Source organism: Bacillus sp. S10(2024) (assembly GCF_050473865.1).
Lineage (GTDB): Bacteria > Bacillota > Bacilli > Bacillales > Bacillaceae_G > Bacillus_A.
Map to the genome: position 1 here is coordinate 1,862,729 of NZ_JBFLUR010000002.1, position 12,999 is coordinate 1,875,727.

Below are 12,999 nucleotides of genomic sequence, written 5' to 3' on the forward strand. Positions count from 1 at the left end.
GAGGCATCTGTTAATTAAACAAAGGTTTGTCATTCTATTAATCTACATTGTACTGATGCCTTAACTAAGAGACATCACTATAAAATGATGACTCTTAGTTATTTTTTTCATGGAACTTATTTCAGACAAATCTCCAAAAATATAATTCATCTGTTTCTTTATACATTTCCGCACCTGATTTTTGTAATACCCTGTGCGATGGGATATTGTCTTTATCAGTATCAGCAATAACGTACATAACACCGTTCTGATTTAACAACCAGTTTTTCATAGTATGAATTGTTTCCGTCATATAGCCGTTTCCTTGATATTCAGGAAAAGTATAATAACCAATTACTACTTCACCAGTTTCATTTGGAAGACCTTTTAACATGATTCCTCCAACACTACAATTTTTATCTTTCGACACAATTAACCAATTGGTATACCATATATAATTCCCCTCATCAATTAACAGCTTTGAAAGCCTTGTTTCCATAGCTTGTTTAAGCTCCAGGCTAAGAAATCTATTTGATTCACTCAAAGATAACCTTAGTTCCATTTTCTTTGGATTATCAATTAGTAATTTCAAGTTTTCTGCACTCAAAGGAATTAGTCTTAATCTTTCAGTGTTTAATTCGATCATTTTTACACTCCTATCATAATTTGTACGCCATTTTAAATTGGCAAAAACAAATTTTAAAATAGGTATATGTTATTGGCAGCTCCCCCAATATATGTAATCCAAAATAAAGGAAGCATCACACTTTGCAATCCATTATTACAGGTTACTTAAGTGTATCATTCCAAAAATATCCTGTAAACTATTTCCATAATTTATCCCCTTCGTATCATGTTTATTACATTTATTTTACAAATCGTAATAATTACGATTTATCATTGAAATTTCCTTTTATCTCCTTTATGATATAACAAGAAATAAAGCGTAATGATTACGATTTAAAAGGGGAGTCTTTCTATGAAAAAAGTTCCGGTTACTGTATTAAGTGGATATTTAGGATCTGGTAAAACAACATTATTAAATCATATACTTACAAATCGAGATGGGCTAAAAGTTGCCGTCATTGTAAATGACATGAGCGAAGTGAATATTGATGCTGCACTTGTCAAACAAGGTGGGTTTTCTAGAACTGAAGAAAAACTTGTTGAAATTCAAAACGGATGTATTTGCTGTACTTTACGTGAAGATTTAATTATTGAAGTGAACCGTCTCGTTGAATCTGGAGACATTGATTATATCGTTATCGAATCTTCAGGTATTAGTGAACCGATTCCAGTTGCCCAAACATTCACATATATGGACGAAGAATTAGCAATCAACTTATCAAATGCATGCCGTCTAGATACAATGGTTACTGTCGTAGATGCGAATCGTTTTTGGGATGATTATGCTTCCGGTGAAAGTTTATTAGATCGTCAAGAGGCAATTGATGAGACAGATACACGCGAAGTGATTGATTTGCTCATCGATCAAATTGAATTTGCAAATGTAATTATTTTAAACAAAATCGATATGCTAGAGCAAGATGATATTACAGAGCTTCATCGATTATTACAAAGATTAAATCCGGAAGCTCGTATCATTGAAGCTGTTTATTCACAAGTACCATTACAAGCAATCTTAAATACAAACCTATTTGACTATGAAAAAGCCAGTCAAGCAGCTGGATGGATAAAAGAATTAAACAGTGAGCACATTCCTGAGACAGACGAGTATAATATTTCATCATTTGTGTATCGTCGAAAACGTCCATTCCACCCGGAAAGATTGATGAAATGGCTTGAAAATTGGCCACTTGACGTTGTTAGGGCAAAAGGTTTCTTTTGGCTTGCTTCTCGCAATCATATGATCGGGCTTCTCTCACAAGCTGGTTCGTCGATTATCATTCAAGGAGCTGGTGAGTGGGTTGCAGCTGCTTCAAAAGAAGAACAACAGCAACTCATCGCAGAGGACCCTGACATTTTAAAACGATGGGATGACATATACGGGGATCGGATTACAGAATTAGTCTTTATCGGTATTGATATGAATAAACAAGAAATAGAACAGTCTTTAGATCAATGCTTATTAATGGAACTAGAAATGTGCCAACCTTGGGATCGACTACATGATCCTCTCCCTCCCTTCACGACTGTCTCATAAAGTGAAACTTTAATCAGTGGGGTTTTCTTCATCCCCACTGATTATTAGCCCTCACCAATCGGGCTAACTTCTTCAGAAAAGCGGAAGCGGCTCGCCCAGAATGTGAGGGGGATGGAGCTTCTGACGTAGAGGTGCTTTTTACCTCGTAGGAAGAAGCGAAGCCACCGAACATTCTAGCCACTGGAACTGGACAATGCTTTCGCTGAATTTTTGGGTGGGAGTATTACTGTCCATTAATGCGGGATAAACAAATTCCCCTTTCTCTGCATAACGCTGTGAAAGGGGAATTCATAAATAAAGCTTTCTTTATCTCCTACTAGCAGCTAAACTTTTCCATCAATCAAAATTCTTCTAAAGAAAAGAATACTGAGTAAACCATCTATTCATTTTAATTTTTCGACATATAAGTTGCTACTATGCAAAATAAACCATGATGTGCACTCGTTTTCTATTTTGTTTTAAGTAGTAGAAAAAGGCCCTGACCGCTTCTATGCACTGCCAGATGCTCTCGTCCTCTCTAAAAAGGAAGGACTTTTATGTCGCTTTTTAACTAGTATATACAGAAGCTTGCACTCCTTCATATTTTAAAAGATCTTTATATTCTTTTTCCAATTCATCTAAAGTTAATTCGTATAACTGTTTATTTAATACTTTATATATCCCTACATCAATTAACTTCTCAATCAATTGTTTTTTCCTCTTCTCTACAGTATAACGAAGTCCATAACTCATTCTTTTTCAAACTCCTTTCGACAATTTACTGCATGAACGTTTTGTGGCCACATTATATATATGTATGATAGTAAATAAAAAAGATTCATATTTTATTTTGAGCATTGAAATATCATTAACACTCTAAGCTATTATCGTAAAGAAAAACGCAGAAAAGAATTAATTCTTTTCTGCGTTTTGTAAATAGCATAACTTTTTTATATTTGCTTTATTCATTCTCAGTTAGACAATTTACATCCACGGTCCAACCTATCATTGCAGCACTATTAGGCTCTTTCCAAACGTTCATCTTTTCTAGTATAGCTCCAACATTAAGCAACGATTGGTTTAAGAACTGATCATCTTTAAACATTCGTTCACCACATGCAATGATTCCATCTGTTACGACCACAAGATGATTGGTTCCTTTCTGTAATTCACGAACACCAGATGTAAAACAAGGAGTTGCTGTTGCAAAAATATTTCGTCTACCTATTCGCTCATAAAACTGTTGTTCATTTAAACGGCCCTGTTTACATTGTTGTGACTCTGGTTGAAATAAATAAATGAAACATTCTCCTACTGACAACCAATATATAAACTGGTCTACTCGAAGACAAATGAGACAATCTGTTTTTCCTTGCATCTTCTCACTTTCTTCAATAAATGTTTCATCTGTAAATAACGATAATAAATACATATGCGTATGATGAAAAACTAAATGATTTGGATATGAAAACAGTTGTAGTAATTTCTCTTTTCTCTCACAAATTATATCTATAATAAACTTTGCTCTTTCAATTGTATGGTCTGCATCAAAAATCATCACAAATTCCCATGTACCTTGTGGATCACACCAAGCAAGCACAGCATCTTCATTTGTATTGCCGCCATATAATCCGATAAAAAGAGGACCGAGCTTTTCAACATGCATTTCATTTAAACGCGCTTTTTTATCACCAATCCATTTAAAGGTATGTACAGCCTTCATCCTCATCCCTCGTTTCATTGTGATTATAAGATAAGCTTATATTATCTACTAAAAAAAAGATACTTTTCAATGAAATTTTTTACAAATAAAGCCATATGCATCTTTACAAACGATTATATCGTATTATACGATATAAAAAAGGAGTTGGAATCATGCTAATCAATAAACATTGGGAAACAATTTATTTTTATCTCCGTCATGAATATGAAGAAAATTTAACTCACCAAGCCATTCGAATTTTACAAATGATATCTCGACAAGAAGCTCAAACCATTAGTACGATTGCAGCAAAACTGCACCTCTCGCATAACACAGCTTCTGAACATATTAAACGATTAATTCAAAAAAACTTTGTAATAAAGGAGCGTAGCCAGCAAGATGAACGAGTTGTAATTGTAAAGCTAACTGAAAAAGGACAGCAAGCATTAGCTACACACACATTGCTCGATGAAGCGAAACTAAAACAAATAGCAGAGAAATTATCTGAAGAAGAAAAAGAGCTGATTCAATCTGCATTCGAATTATTAGCAAAGGAGGCTTACGATGTCTTTTCTCATTAAAGTAATCGTCTCTGCACTTATTATCGGGGGCGTTACAGAGATTGCCAAGCACTATAGTACACTCGGTGGCTTCATTGCCGCACTTCCGTTAATTAGCTTACTCAGTCTATTCTGGCTTTCTGTTGAAGAAGGTTCTAAAGAAAAATTAAGTGATTTTGCACTTGGCGTGTTATATGGGTTTCCTGCATCAGCCTTACTATTATTCATCGTTTATTTAGGACTTCGCAACTCATTTTCACTTAGCACTTCTATTCTATTCGGTATAGGAGTATGGGGAATAATATTAACTTGTCAGAGATTTTTTCAAACTTAAGGGTGCTTTATTTTGATTGCACGTGTAGATGTTTTCGGAAAAAAAGTTGAAGTGCTGATTACAGGACAAGGTAAACAAACTGTTGTGATTCAAACCGGTATGCTTTGCTCCTTTTATAATTGGATAGAAGTTGCAAATGAACTTTCTCCATACTACAAAGTTGTTTAATTTACAATAAAATCCTTTGAAAAATAATAAAGTTCTTTAATTCTTATTGAATTAACCGTGCAGGTTAACTCTCTAAAAAATTTTAATTTATTACAAAAAGAACGAATCATTGCCGTGCCCCTAGTAGAGTGAAAATGACCTGATTTTGATATTTACGGACATATTTCAATAGTGAAATATGCTAAAATTATCCTATCAATAATTACAATGGGATTATCTGCTTACATTTGCTTGAACAAAAAGATGCAATGAGGCTTTCGATAAAAATGAATAATCTTATGTATGTTAGGCATATAGCCTAATAAATAAATTTTATATTTTATTATTGGGAGGACGAAATAATGGATTTGGTAAACAAATTTTTAAACGGCTTGAGATCAGCATTATCAACAGATGAGCTCGAGGCACTAAATAAAGCGTACGGTGCTACAAAAGAGGATATTGATACATTACGGTCAGAATATCCAAATTGTCCAGAATCATTAATCTCTTTACTTGAAAATATTGATGGTACATATTGGCGAAAATATGGAGAAAACAAAATTGCGGTATGTATTTTAGGCTCAGATGTTGAAGAGTATCCATATTATTTGCTTTCTACACAGCAGATGCTCGAAAGTTCAAAAGAAGAAGAAGACGTCTCCTATCTTTTAGAATACCAAGATGACGAGGATGCTGTTGATTCTAAGATAAATCCAGAAGGACTTCTCCCTGGCACGTATATTCATTTTTCAGACTGTATGAACAATGGTGGAACATCAAGACTCTATATTGATTTTAACCCTTCTGATGAAGGTGTATGTGGTCAAATAATTCGCTTTTTGCACGACCCTGATGAATATGAAGTGATTGCAAACAGCTTTGATGAGTATTTACAGGATCTTCTTGATGGTGGTTTTAATTTTCTAGACGAAGAAGAATAATCTCAATAATTTGTAAAGCATTACACTTCAACTAACGGGTGCTTTAGTTGAACAAGATTTAAACAACTTTATTATTGATTTTTGTCTACAAATACATTTAAAAGGTTAGAAATTAAACAACTTTAAAGAGCCTTACTACAATATGATTTGTAGCGAGGCTCTTATATTTTTAAATCAGAATTAAATAACTTTATTATCACTTTACACCTGATAGTTTAAGTGTATAAATTCACAACTATTTGCCAGCTTATGGCTATCCAATTTTAGTTAGAGTATAGCTTTAATAGTTCTTGTATTGGTAAACTATTTGTATTGTTCATCCCAACAAAATATTCTAATTGCCATTTCTGTGCTTCGATAGCTTGTTTGCTAGTGGGATTTTCCCATCTAGGATAAACTCTAATTGCCATTTTTAACACCTAACTTTCGTTTCATCCGCTCTTTTCTACCAAAGATAATATTTCCTTCTTGTAGGGTATTGAAAATGTTTTGATAACGTTATAAATACTTTATATATTTCATAACTGGCATTACAGGGAATCCTTCTTGATCCAGTAATATGTATCTTTTGTTGTTATTCTCTATGAGAACCTCTTGTACCCTCATAGCACTTCACCCCTAAAAAATATTAACGCTCGGTCTAAAGACCTCACTACGCCTCCCGCTATAGGCTATGGGCTACGTCCTCCGCCTAAGTACACTTTATTTTCTGAATATTATATACATACTGAACTACATTTCCAATATCTGTATAACTAATTTTATATGTATAAGAAAAGAGGATATATGCTCATATATTGAACATAATATCCTCTTCTTAGTTTAGTCTATTTAAAATAGCACTGCTTTCCTCTTCTTTTTATTCAAAGTCTTCTTCTAACTCTTCTACATCATAAAACAAGTTCCCAGTACTTACATGAATAGGGCCGTTTGCGACATCAACGCGTAATACCCACGCCCATGGCACAGATAATCTCTCATGCAATGCCCGCCAAAAAGCCATTGACTTTCTTTCATATTCTTCAAATTCTTCTAGCATCTCTTTGTAGGAGGCACCGTCTAATTGAATATTTGCTTCCATTAAACGTGAAAAAGCGTAATGCTTTAGTTCTAGTTCTGCAGCAATTTCCATTTCCTCAGGTGTTGCCATGCCAATAATCGTTCCGTCAGGTGGTAAAATCTCATACACATTATGAACTTCTACAACTTCTCCTGGCATGGATGAAAATCGATTATTTTTCTCGAACATATGAACAGCCTCCTTTTATTAAAAACGATTGTATTCCAGCCATTTATTTCTATTACTGCTGTATCATTTCCTGCTCTTTTCCTCAATCTTCATACATTCTTTACAAAATCTTCTTTCCAAATTTGATTTACTTGAACAAGTTGGCTTTCTGTAAATGTCAGCTTATATATGTCAGGCATCTGTAGTTCCTTCCAAAATGAAAAATCATATTTGGAATCGAAATAATTCATGATAAGAGCCATAATATTTCCATGTGTTCCTATTACAATATTTTTCTCTTTATATTTCTCTAAGATTTTCATTATACAAGAAACTCCGCGCTCCTGAGCTATAACGTTTGACTCTCCACCTTCTAAATAAAACGTGGGATCTTCCCATACTTTTGTAATAGCTCGTTCAAAATCTTGAACTGGCTGCAAACTTAATAAACGCTCTCTTACGTCTTCCTCTATCTGAATTGTTAATTCGAAATGTGCGGCAACCCCTTCTACCGTTTGAATAGCCCTCTTATACGGACTAGCAATGACAACATCTATCGGTTCATTTTTCAATACTTGTGTCACTCTTTCTGCATCTTGCCAACCTTTCTCAGATAACGGTCTTTCCCTCTCATCAGGTGTATATGTAGAATGTGCGTGCCGTACAAAATAAATAATAGTCATTCCCCTATCCCCTTTACTTTATTTATTATTTTTTCAACATATAAGTCGCTTCAATGCATAGCTAGTTGCTCTCATTCTCTTACCAAAACAGGGTTCCTATATTATTTGTAAACTAAACTTATATAAGTTTAGTAATATCATGCTTTACTTAGCAAAAAGCATGATGTTTTATTCGAACACCACGCTTCTCTTGTTTACATAATAAAATTATAAGATTAAAAATGTTACGGATAATAAATAAAATTATTCCCCGTGATGTAACATGAAATCACTTACTTCCTCTTCAATATGGTCTAACTTTGCATTCCCTTCTTTCCACTTATGAATATAACGTGTTACGCCTATAATGAAAGAAACAAAAAGAGAAGAAAGAATAACTCCATATACAGCACTAACCGTACTCATTCCGACACTTCCTTGTAATTGGATTATGATACTAGTATACTCCTTTTTTTCTCCAAATGTAGGAAGTTCATATTTTTGTAACAATGACTGCTCTTTTTTACGAAACAGCTATACCCTCTTGTTGCTGAATATTCTTCCATTTTCTTGTTCCAAAGAACACAACAATAAACAGTCCTAACGTAGATATGAAAATCACAGTGGATGCTGGTATATAGTCTAAAAGCACTCCATACAAAATTGTTCCAAGAGGGATAATTGCAGTTGCAATCGTTTCAATTAATCCAAATACACGTCCTAAATATTCAGGTGCTATCGTTTTTTGAACGTATACTTGCATTGGAACATTAATTGTGATTAAATTCACCCCAAAAAGAATCATAAGGATAATGTAATATATAAAAATCATTGTATTAGATAATGAAAGAAACATTGGCAATGCAATACAAAACAATAAGGCTGATAATATAAAAAGGTTCCTGCGAATCGTCTGAAACTTATTTGTTGTCTCTGCTCGAACGGATAAAATAATAGAAGCAATTAGCATCCCAACCGCAAACATTCCTTCTATGACTCCAAATTGCTGAGAGGAAAGTGCTAATTTTTGAACGATTATATATGGTAGTGAAACGTTAACTGCACAAAAAAAGAAATTCAGCCAAAATGAAAGTTTTACCATCGAAAAGATGTCACTTTTCTCTTTCACATATACAAAACCTTCTTTTATGCTCGTTAAAATATGTTCCTTCTCTTCTTTTTTGTTTCCTTTATACAAGTCAAAAACCATAAATACTTCTATCAGCGCTGCAAGAGCAAATGTAATACCATTCAGTAAAAAAAAGAATTTCATAGAAAATAAGCCGTATACAAGACCACCAATAACCGGTCCTAAAATGGTTGCAAGCGATATAGCTGTTTGATTTAATGAATTCGCTTTTTGAATACGTGTTGTATCAACTAGAAATGGAATTGAAGATGTTAAAGTAATAGAGAAAAAACTTGCACATATCGATAACAGTGCTGCGGATACATAGATGAAGATTAACGAAAGTCCAAATGAAGTTGAAAGTAAAAACATGATGAACATTATAAGAGCGCTTAATATATCAGCTCCAACTGCGAGCTTCTTCCGGTTCATTCGGTCTGCTGCTGCCCCGGCAATTGGTCCACAAATTAAACGTGGAACGGAACCACAAACAAGTGTAATCGCAAATCCCATTCCAGATCCTGTCGTTTTTAAAACGTATAACCCCATTGCGAACGTATAAATATTTGCTCCAAGCATTGATGATAATTTTCCAATCATCATCAAAACAATATTTCGCGTTGCAATTTTCAATCGTGTATCATCTTGATTTTCTAATACACCCTCCATAGAATCACTCTCCCTTTAAAAGTTAAATTGTGTTAAACTTATTATATAATCAATTTTCAGAATTCAGCAACAGAAAGTTTAATTATATTTAACTTTTGTATAAAAGGAGAAGTTCTATGACTACTCTCGGAGAAAAAATACGGACAATACGAAAAGAAAAAAAACTTACCCAATCTGAACTTGCTGGGACAGAACTAACAAAAAGCATGCTCAGTCAAATTGAAAATGGTAAGGCAACTCCTTCTATGAAAACATTACATTATCTCGCTGACAAGCTCGGCTGCGATGCAAGCTTTTTATTAGAAGAAGACGCAAATGAACTTGCTACTCTTGTACAAGAGATGGAACAACATATACAAGATTTGCGTTTTAAAGAGGTATATGAAATCCTTCATCCTATTGTACATGATGCACTACCGTCTACATTGAACGCTGCACGTTTATATAAACAATATGCAAGAGTAACAGCTTATACAGGAAACTACGATGTACAAACGTATATCGAGAAAGCCATCATCATTTTTGAAAAATATGCTTTATATCGGGAAAGTACCGAAACAAAACTTATTTCCTACTACTCATTGTTTCGAAAAAAACAATATAATGAATGCTTACAATTGATTCATTATATTCGTGACGAATATAATGAAAAACATTTAGAAATGGATTTAATCATGCAAATTGAGCTTTTTTGGTATGAAGCTATTCTTTTATTAGCACTTGGGAATTATGAGGAATGTAAAGCTATCCTTTTACAAACACTTGATTTTTCTAAAAAAAATCAAGTGTACTATAAAATGGATGAGTTTTATCGTATTTTATCTTTTCAAGCTATATTTGTTAAAGATACAGAAGGATATTTACACAATTTAGAGAAATCAAAGCAATTTGCCATCTTTACAGAAAATAATTTGTCATTAACCACGCTTCATCTATTAGAAGGTTATTTTCATAATACAATCACGAAACAATATGAAATAGCACTTTCTCATGTTGAAACATATGGAAGGGAGCTTATTATAAAGCTAGAGCCCGAAAAAAACGGCTTCTATTATCTTGAAAAAGGAAAAGCATTATATGGTTTAGGGCGTTATCACGAAGCATTACATGAGTTGGATCAAGTAACAATTCCTTCATATACGCACCATCCAATAGACCAAGCATTATTGACTACAGCTGGCTCTTTTCGTGCACTATGCTATATGCACCTAGAAAATAAAAAACAAGCACTGTATGAAGCACAACAAGCACACAATGCTATGCAAGATTACCATGCCCCAGTGTTCTCTTCTTTCACTGAAGAAACATTACAAATGATTCAAAAACTTTAAACTCTCTATCAATTGGTATATTATCCCTTGTTCTTAGGGAACATAATAGTACAAGAAAACTTCCATCTTGATGATTTACCAATCGGATATAGAGAGGAGTTTGAAAATGAACATTCAAAGAGCAAAAGAAATTTCAGAATCAATGGAACAAACCAATGTAACATTTCAAGGCATGTCTGTTATGATCCAACATGTCGATGAAACAAATGAAACTGCGCGCATATACGAGGCAACAAACCCAAATCGTGAACTCACCGTTCCAATAAACAGCTTAGAAGAAATATAAGGACTCCCACTTCATTTTATTTTGAAGTGGGAGTTCTTTTATGTTCAACACTTGCAGGCAATTCCCCTCTTAAGAAACTGTCTTATTGCTGATGTAAACACAAAAAATGAGAGAATCCTTATTTTTTCTTTTTATTGTTTGATATTACATTCATTACGGTAAATGAAATTAATGTATGGTTCCGAACAAAATGACACATTATTCAGATTTCGTGATAAACTAAAAAGAAAAAATTTATAGTAAGGGGGAAACACAATGAACAAAGCTCCATACTATGCTGTCATTTTCACTTCGCAACTATCATCTGAAACTGACGATTACGAAACAGTTGCAGATGAAATGGTTAAGCTAGCTGCTGAGCAATCCGGATTTATCGATGTTGAAAGCGTCCGTAATGAAACTGGATTTGGTATCACTATTTCATACTGGGAATCGCTTGAAGCAATCAAGCGGTGGAAAGAACACGCTGCCCATACAGTTGCTAGAAAAAGAGGAAGAGAACAATGGTATGAACAATTTCATACAAGAATTTGTCTTGTTGAAAGAGAGTATCAAGCCACAAAGGAGAAAAAATCTTAATGGAACAGAAAACAGCAATTCTACTCCTACACGAAATATATGGAATCAACCAACATATGAAGCATGTTATTCAGACACTATCATCCTCCACTATAGACGTGGTTTGCCCAAATTTATTACAGCGCTCCACTCCTTTTCATTACGATCAAGAAACAGAAGCATACTTACATTTTATGAATAACATTGGATTTGAACAGGAAAAGCAACAAATTGACAGTATGCTCACTGAACTTCGAAATAACTATGCTTTTGTTGGAGTTCTTGGATTTAGCGTTGGCGCAACAATTGCTTGGTTATATAGTGAAGATTCTAGAATTGATTTTGTTATCGGATGTTATGGTTCACGTATCCGTGATTACACAAATATTGTACCGAAATGCCGGGCGCTTTTATTATTCCCAGCAAACGAAACTAGTTTTTCAGTTTCTGCTTTAATTGAAAGTTTACAAGATAAAGGTCATCAACTTCTAAATATAAAGCAACTGAACGGAGAACATGGATTTCTTGATCCATTTTCTACAGCGTACAATGAACAAATTGCAGATCAGGGGTATGAGATGATACGTTCTTTTCTTCAAAACATAACAGAGAAGTAGCACCTACTCCTCTGTTATATTTCTTCTTTCGATTCGAATAGGAACCATTAAATAGAGAACGTATGCAAGAAGCATCAAATTGTAAATGATAAAATTTGATGTGGTGAAAGTGCTAAGAAGACATGAGAATTTTTATTCCCACGTATTTTGAAGTTCATATATCTTCCATTTATAGTTCATAAATGTGTAATATTCCTGAATTACAACATATTCTTTTGTATCTGCTTTAACAACATAAGTGTGGTCACCTTTATAAATAACATTTTGTACATTTTTACCTTCAAATTCGTCTTTTAATCCTTTTTCTTGCAAAATCTCTTCTGCATGAACACGATTTAAAACATTATAAGGTGAAAAAATTGAGATTCCCAAGACAATCAAAATTGTTACAATACCAGTAATACTAATTATTTTCAAATTCTTCATTTTTTCCCTTTCAACATAAAATAGTTTTATCTGTTATTATCTTTTTCTGCACGTTTTTCTCTATCTCCCTGCTCTTCATGAAACTCCACACGCGATTGCGCACTGATGGAATCAAACGGTGTGTAGTAAATTTGAGGCGTCACTTTTTGAACAAGCATTTTATATGTTGTAAGCCCAATGATAACAAATAACAACATTGTAAACATAACAACAGCAATTCCTAAAATGAACATGGCACCCTCCCTTTGTAATCGTTATACTACAAAGTTCGATACAATATGAGA

General features: G+C 33.7%; 18 protein-coding genes and 1 pseudogene. 9 read left to right on the top strand and 10 right to left on the bottom strand.

Going from position 1 to position 12,999, the window contains the following annotated elements:
* Positions 1–121: 121 nt before the first annotated feature.
* The gene (locus tag AB1280_RS09485) at positions 122–625 is read right to left on the bottom strand and encodes a GNAT family N-acetyltransferase (RefSeq protein ID WP_429755686.1); all 504 of its coding nucleotides are present in this window, start codon (positions 623–625) and stop codon (positions 122–124) included.
* Positions 626–958: 333 nt separating this feature from the next.
* Between AB1280_RS09485 and AB1280_RS09490 the strand changes: the two genes are divergently transcribed.
* The gene (locus AB1280_RS09490) at positions 959–2,143 is read left to right on the top strand and encodes a GTP-binding protein (RefSeq protein ID WP_429755687.1); all 1,185 of its coding nucleotides are present in this window, start codon (positions 959–961) and stop codon (positions 2,141–2,143) included.
* A gap of 546 nt (positions 2,144–2,689) precedes the next feature.
* On the opposite strand, the gene AB1280_RS09495 is transcribed toward AB1280_RS09490, so the two are convergent.
* Positions 2,690–2,875 carry a Fur-regulated basic protein FbpA gene (locus tag AB1280_RS09495; RefSeq protein WP_272189362.1) on the bottom strand — a complete coding sequence of 62 codons (186 nt, stop codon included), beginning with the start codon at positions 2,873–2,875 and terminating at the stop codon, positions 2,690–2,692.
* A gap of 208 nt (positions 2,876–3,083) precedes the next feature.
* A complete protein-coding gene (locus tag AB1280_RS09500; protein ID WP_429755688.1) occupies positions 3,084–3,845 on the bottom strand; it encodes a protein phosphatase 2C domain-containing protein in 762 nt (253 codons plus the stop codon).
* 152 nt (positions 3,846–3,997) lie between these two features.
* On the opposite strand from AB1280_RS09500, the gene AB1280_RS09505 reads away from it, so the two are divergent.
* The 4 genes from AB1280_RS09505 to AB1280_RS09520 all read left to right on the top strand — a co-directional run bounded on the left by AB1280_RS09505 (position 3,998) and on the right by AB1280_RS09520 (position 5,809).
* Positions 3,998–4,405 (top strand): transcriptional regulator, SarA/Rot family, encoded by a 408-nt coding sequence (locus tag AB1280_RS09505; protein ID WP_429755689.1) that lies wholly within the window; start codon positions 3,998–4,000, stop codon positions 4,403–4,405.
* A complete protein-coding gene (locus tag AB1280_RS09510) occupies positions 4,389–4,718 on the top strand; it encodes a DUF3147 family protein (RefSeq protein WP_429755690.1) in 330 nt (109 codons plus the stop codon). Before AB1280_RS09505 ends, AB1280_RS09510 begins: the two co-directional genes overlap by 17 nt.
* A gap of 12 nt (positions 4,719–4,730) precedes the next feature.
* Entirely contained in the window at positions 4,731–4,886 is a 156-nt protein-coding gene (locus tag AB1280_RS09515; protein WP_429755691.1) for a hypothetical protein, read from the top strand.
* A gap of 341 nt (positions 4,887–5,227) precedes the next feature.
* The gene (locus AB1280_RS09520) at positions 5,228–5,809 is read left to right on the top strand and encodes an SMI1/KNR4 family protein (RefSeq protein WP_429755692.1); all 582 of its coding nucleotides are present in this window, start codon (positions 5,228–5,230) and stop codon (positions 5,807–5,809) included.
* Positions 5,810–6,072: 263 nt separating this feature from the next.
* On the opposite strand, the pseudogene AB1280_RS09525 reads toward AB1280_RS09520, so the two are convergent.
* The 5 genes and pseudogenes from AB1280_RS09525 to AB1280_RS09545 all read right to left on the bottom strand — a co-directional run.
* Positions 6,073–6,222 (bottom strand): annotated as a pseudogene (locus AB1280_RS09525) (MepB family protein); the annotation flags it as partial.
* 446 nt (positions 6,223–6,668) lie between these two features.
* The gene (locus AB1280_RS09530; RefSeq protein WP_020060554.1) at positions 6,669–7,058 is read right to left on the bottom strand and encodes a hypothetical protein; all 390 of its coding nucleotides are present in this window, start codon (positions 7,056–7,058) and stop codon (positions 6,669–6,671) included.
* 89 nt (positions 7,059–7,147) lie between these two features.
* Complete coding sequence (locus AB1280_RS09535; protein ID WP_272189353.1) at positions 7,148–7,720, bottom strand: histidine phosphatase family protein; 573 nt, start codon at positions 7,718–7,720, stop codon at positions 7,148–7,150.
* Between the two features lie 243 nt (positions 7,721–7,963).
* Entirely contained in the window at positions 7,964–8,125 is a 162-nt protein-coding gene (locus AB1280_RS09540; RefSeq protein WP_272189352.1) for a peptidase, read from the bottom strand.
* Positions 8,126–8,222: 97 nt separating this feature from the next.
* Entirely contained in the window at positions 8,223–9,497 is a 1,275-nt protein-coding gene (locus tag AB1280_RS09545) for an MFS transporter (RefSeq protein ID WP_272189350.1), read from the bottom strand.
* A 116-nt stretch (positions 9,498–9,613) separates the two neighbouring features.
* Between AB1280_RS09545 and AB1280_RS09550 the strand changes: the two genes are divergently transcribed.
* From AB1280_RS09550 to AB1280_RS09565, 4 genes are all read left to right on the top strand, one after another.
* Positions 9,614–10,828, top strand: coding sequence for a helix-turn-helix domain-containing protein (locus AB1280_RS09550; protein ID WP_272189349.1), 1,215 nt, complete (start codon positions 9,614–9,616; stop codon positions 10,826–10,828).
* A gap of 106 nt (positions 10,829–10,934) precedes the next feature.
* The gene (locus AB1280_RS09555; protein WP_090912300.1) at positions 10,935–11,114 is read left to right on the top strand and encodes an H-type small acid-soluble spore protein; all 180 of its coding nucleotides are present in this window, start codon (positions 10,935–10,937) and stop codon (positions 11,112–11,114) included.
* A 255-nt stretch (positions 11,115–11,369) separates the two neighbouring features.
* Entirely contained in the window at positions 11,370–11,693 is a 324-nt protein-coding gene (locus AB1280_RS09560; RefSeq protein ID WP_272189348.1) for an antibiotic biosynthesis monooxygenase family protein, read from the top strand.
* Positions 11,693–12,289 carry a dienelactone hydrolase family protein gene (locus AB1280_RS09565; RefSeq protein WP_429755693.1) on the top strand — a complete coding sequence of 199 codons (597 nt, stop codon included), beginning with the start codon at positions 11,693–11,695 and terminating at the stop codon, positions 12,287–12,289. The genes AB1280_RS09560 and AB1280_RS09565 overlap by 1 nt, the downstream gene beginning before the upstream one ends.
* 132 nt (positions 12,290–12,421) lie before the next feature.
* Here AB1280_RS09565 and AB1280_RS09570 read toward each other — a convergent pair whose 3' ends face one another.
* Together AB1280_RS09570 and AB1280_RS09575 are read right to left on the bottom strand one after the other, a co-directional pair.
* Positions 12,422–12,715 (bottom strand): hypothetical protein, encoded by a 294-nt coding sequence (locus AB1280_RS09570; protein ID WP_272189346.1) that lies wholly within the window; start codon positions 12,713–12,715, stop codon positions 12,422–12,424.
* A 26-nt stretch (positions 12,716–12,741) separates the two neighbouring features.
* Positions 12,742–12,948 carry a DUF3951 domain-containing protein gene (locus AB1280_RS09575; RefSeq protein ID WP_272189345.1) on the bottom strand — a complete coding sequence of 69 codons (207 nt, stop codon included), beginning with the start codon at positions 12,946–12,948 and terminating at the stop codon, positions 12,742–12,744.
* Positions 12,949–12,999: the final 51 nt, after the last annotated feature.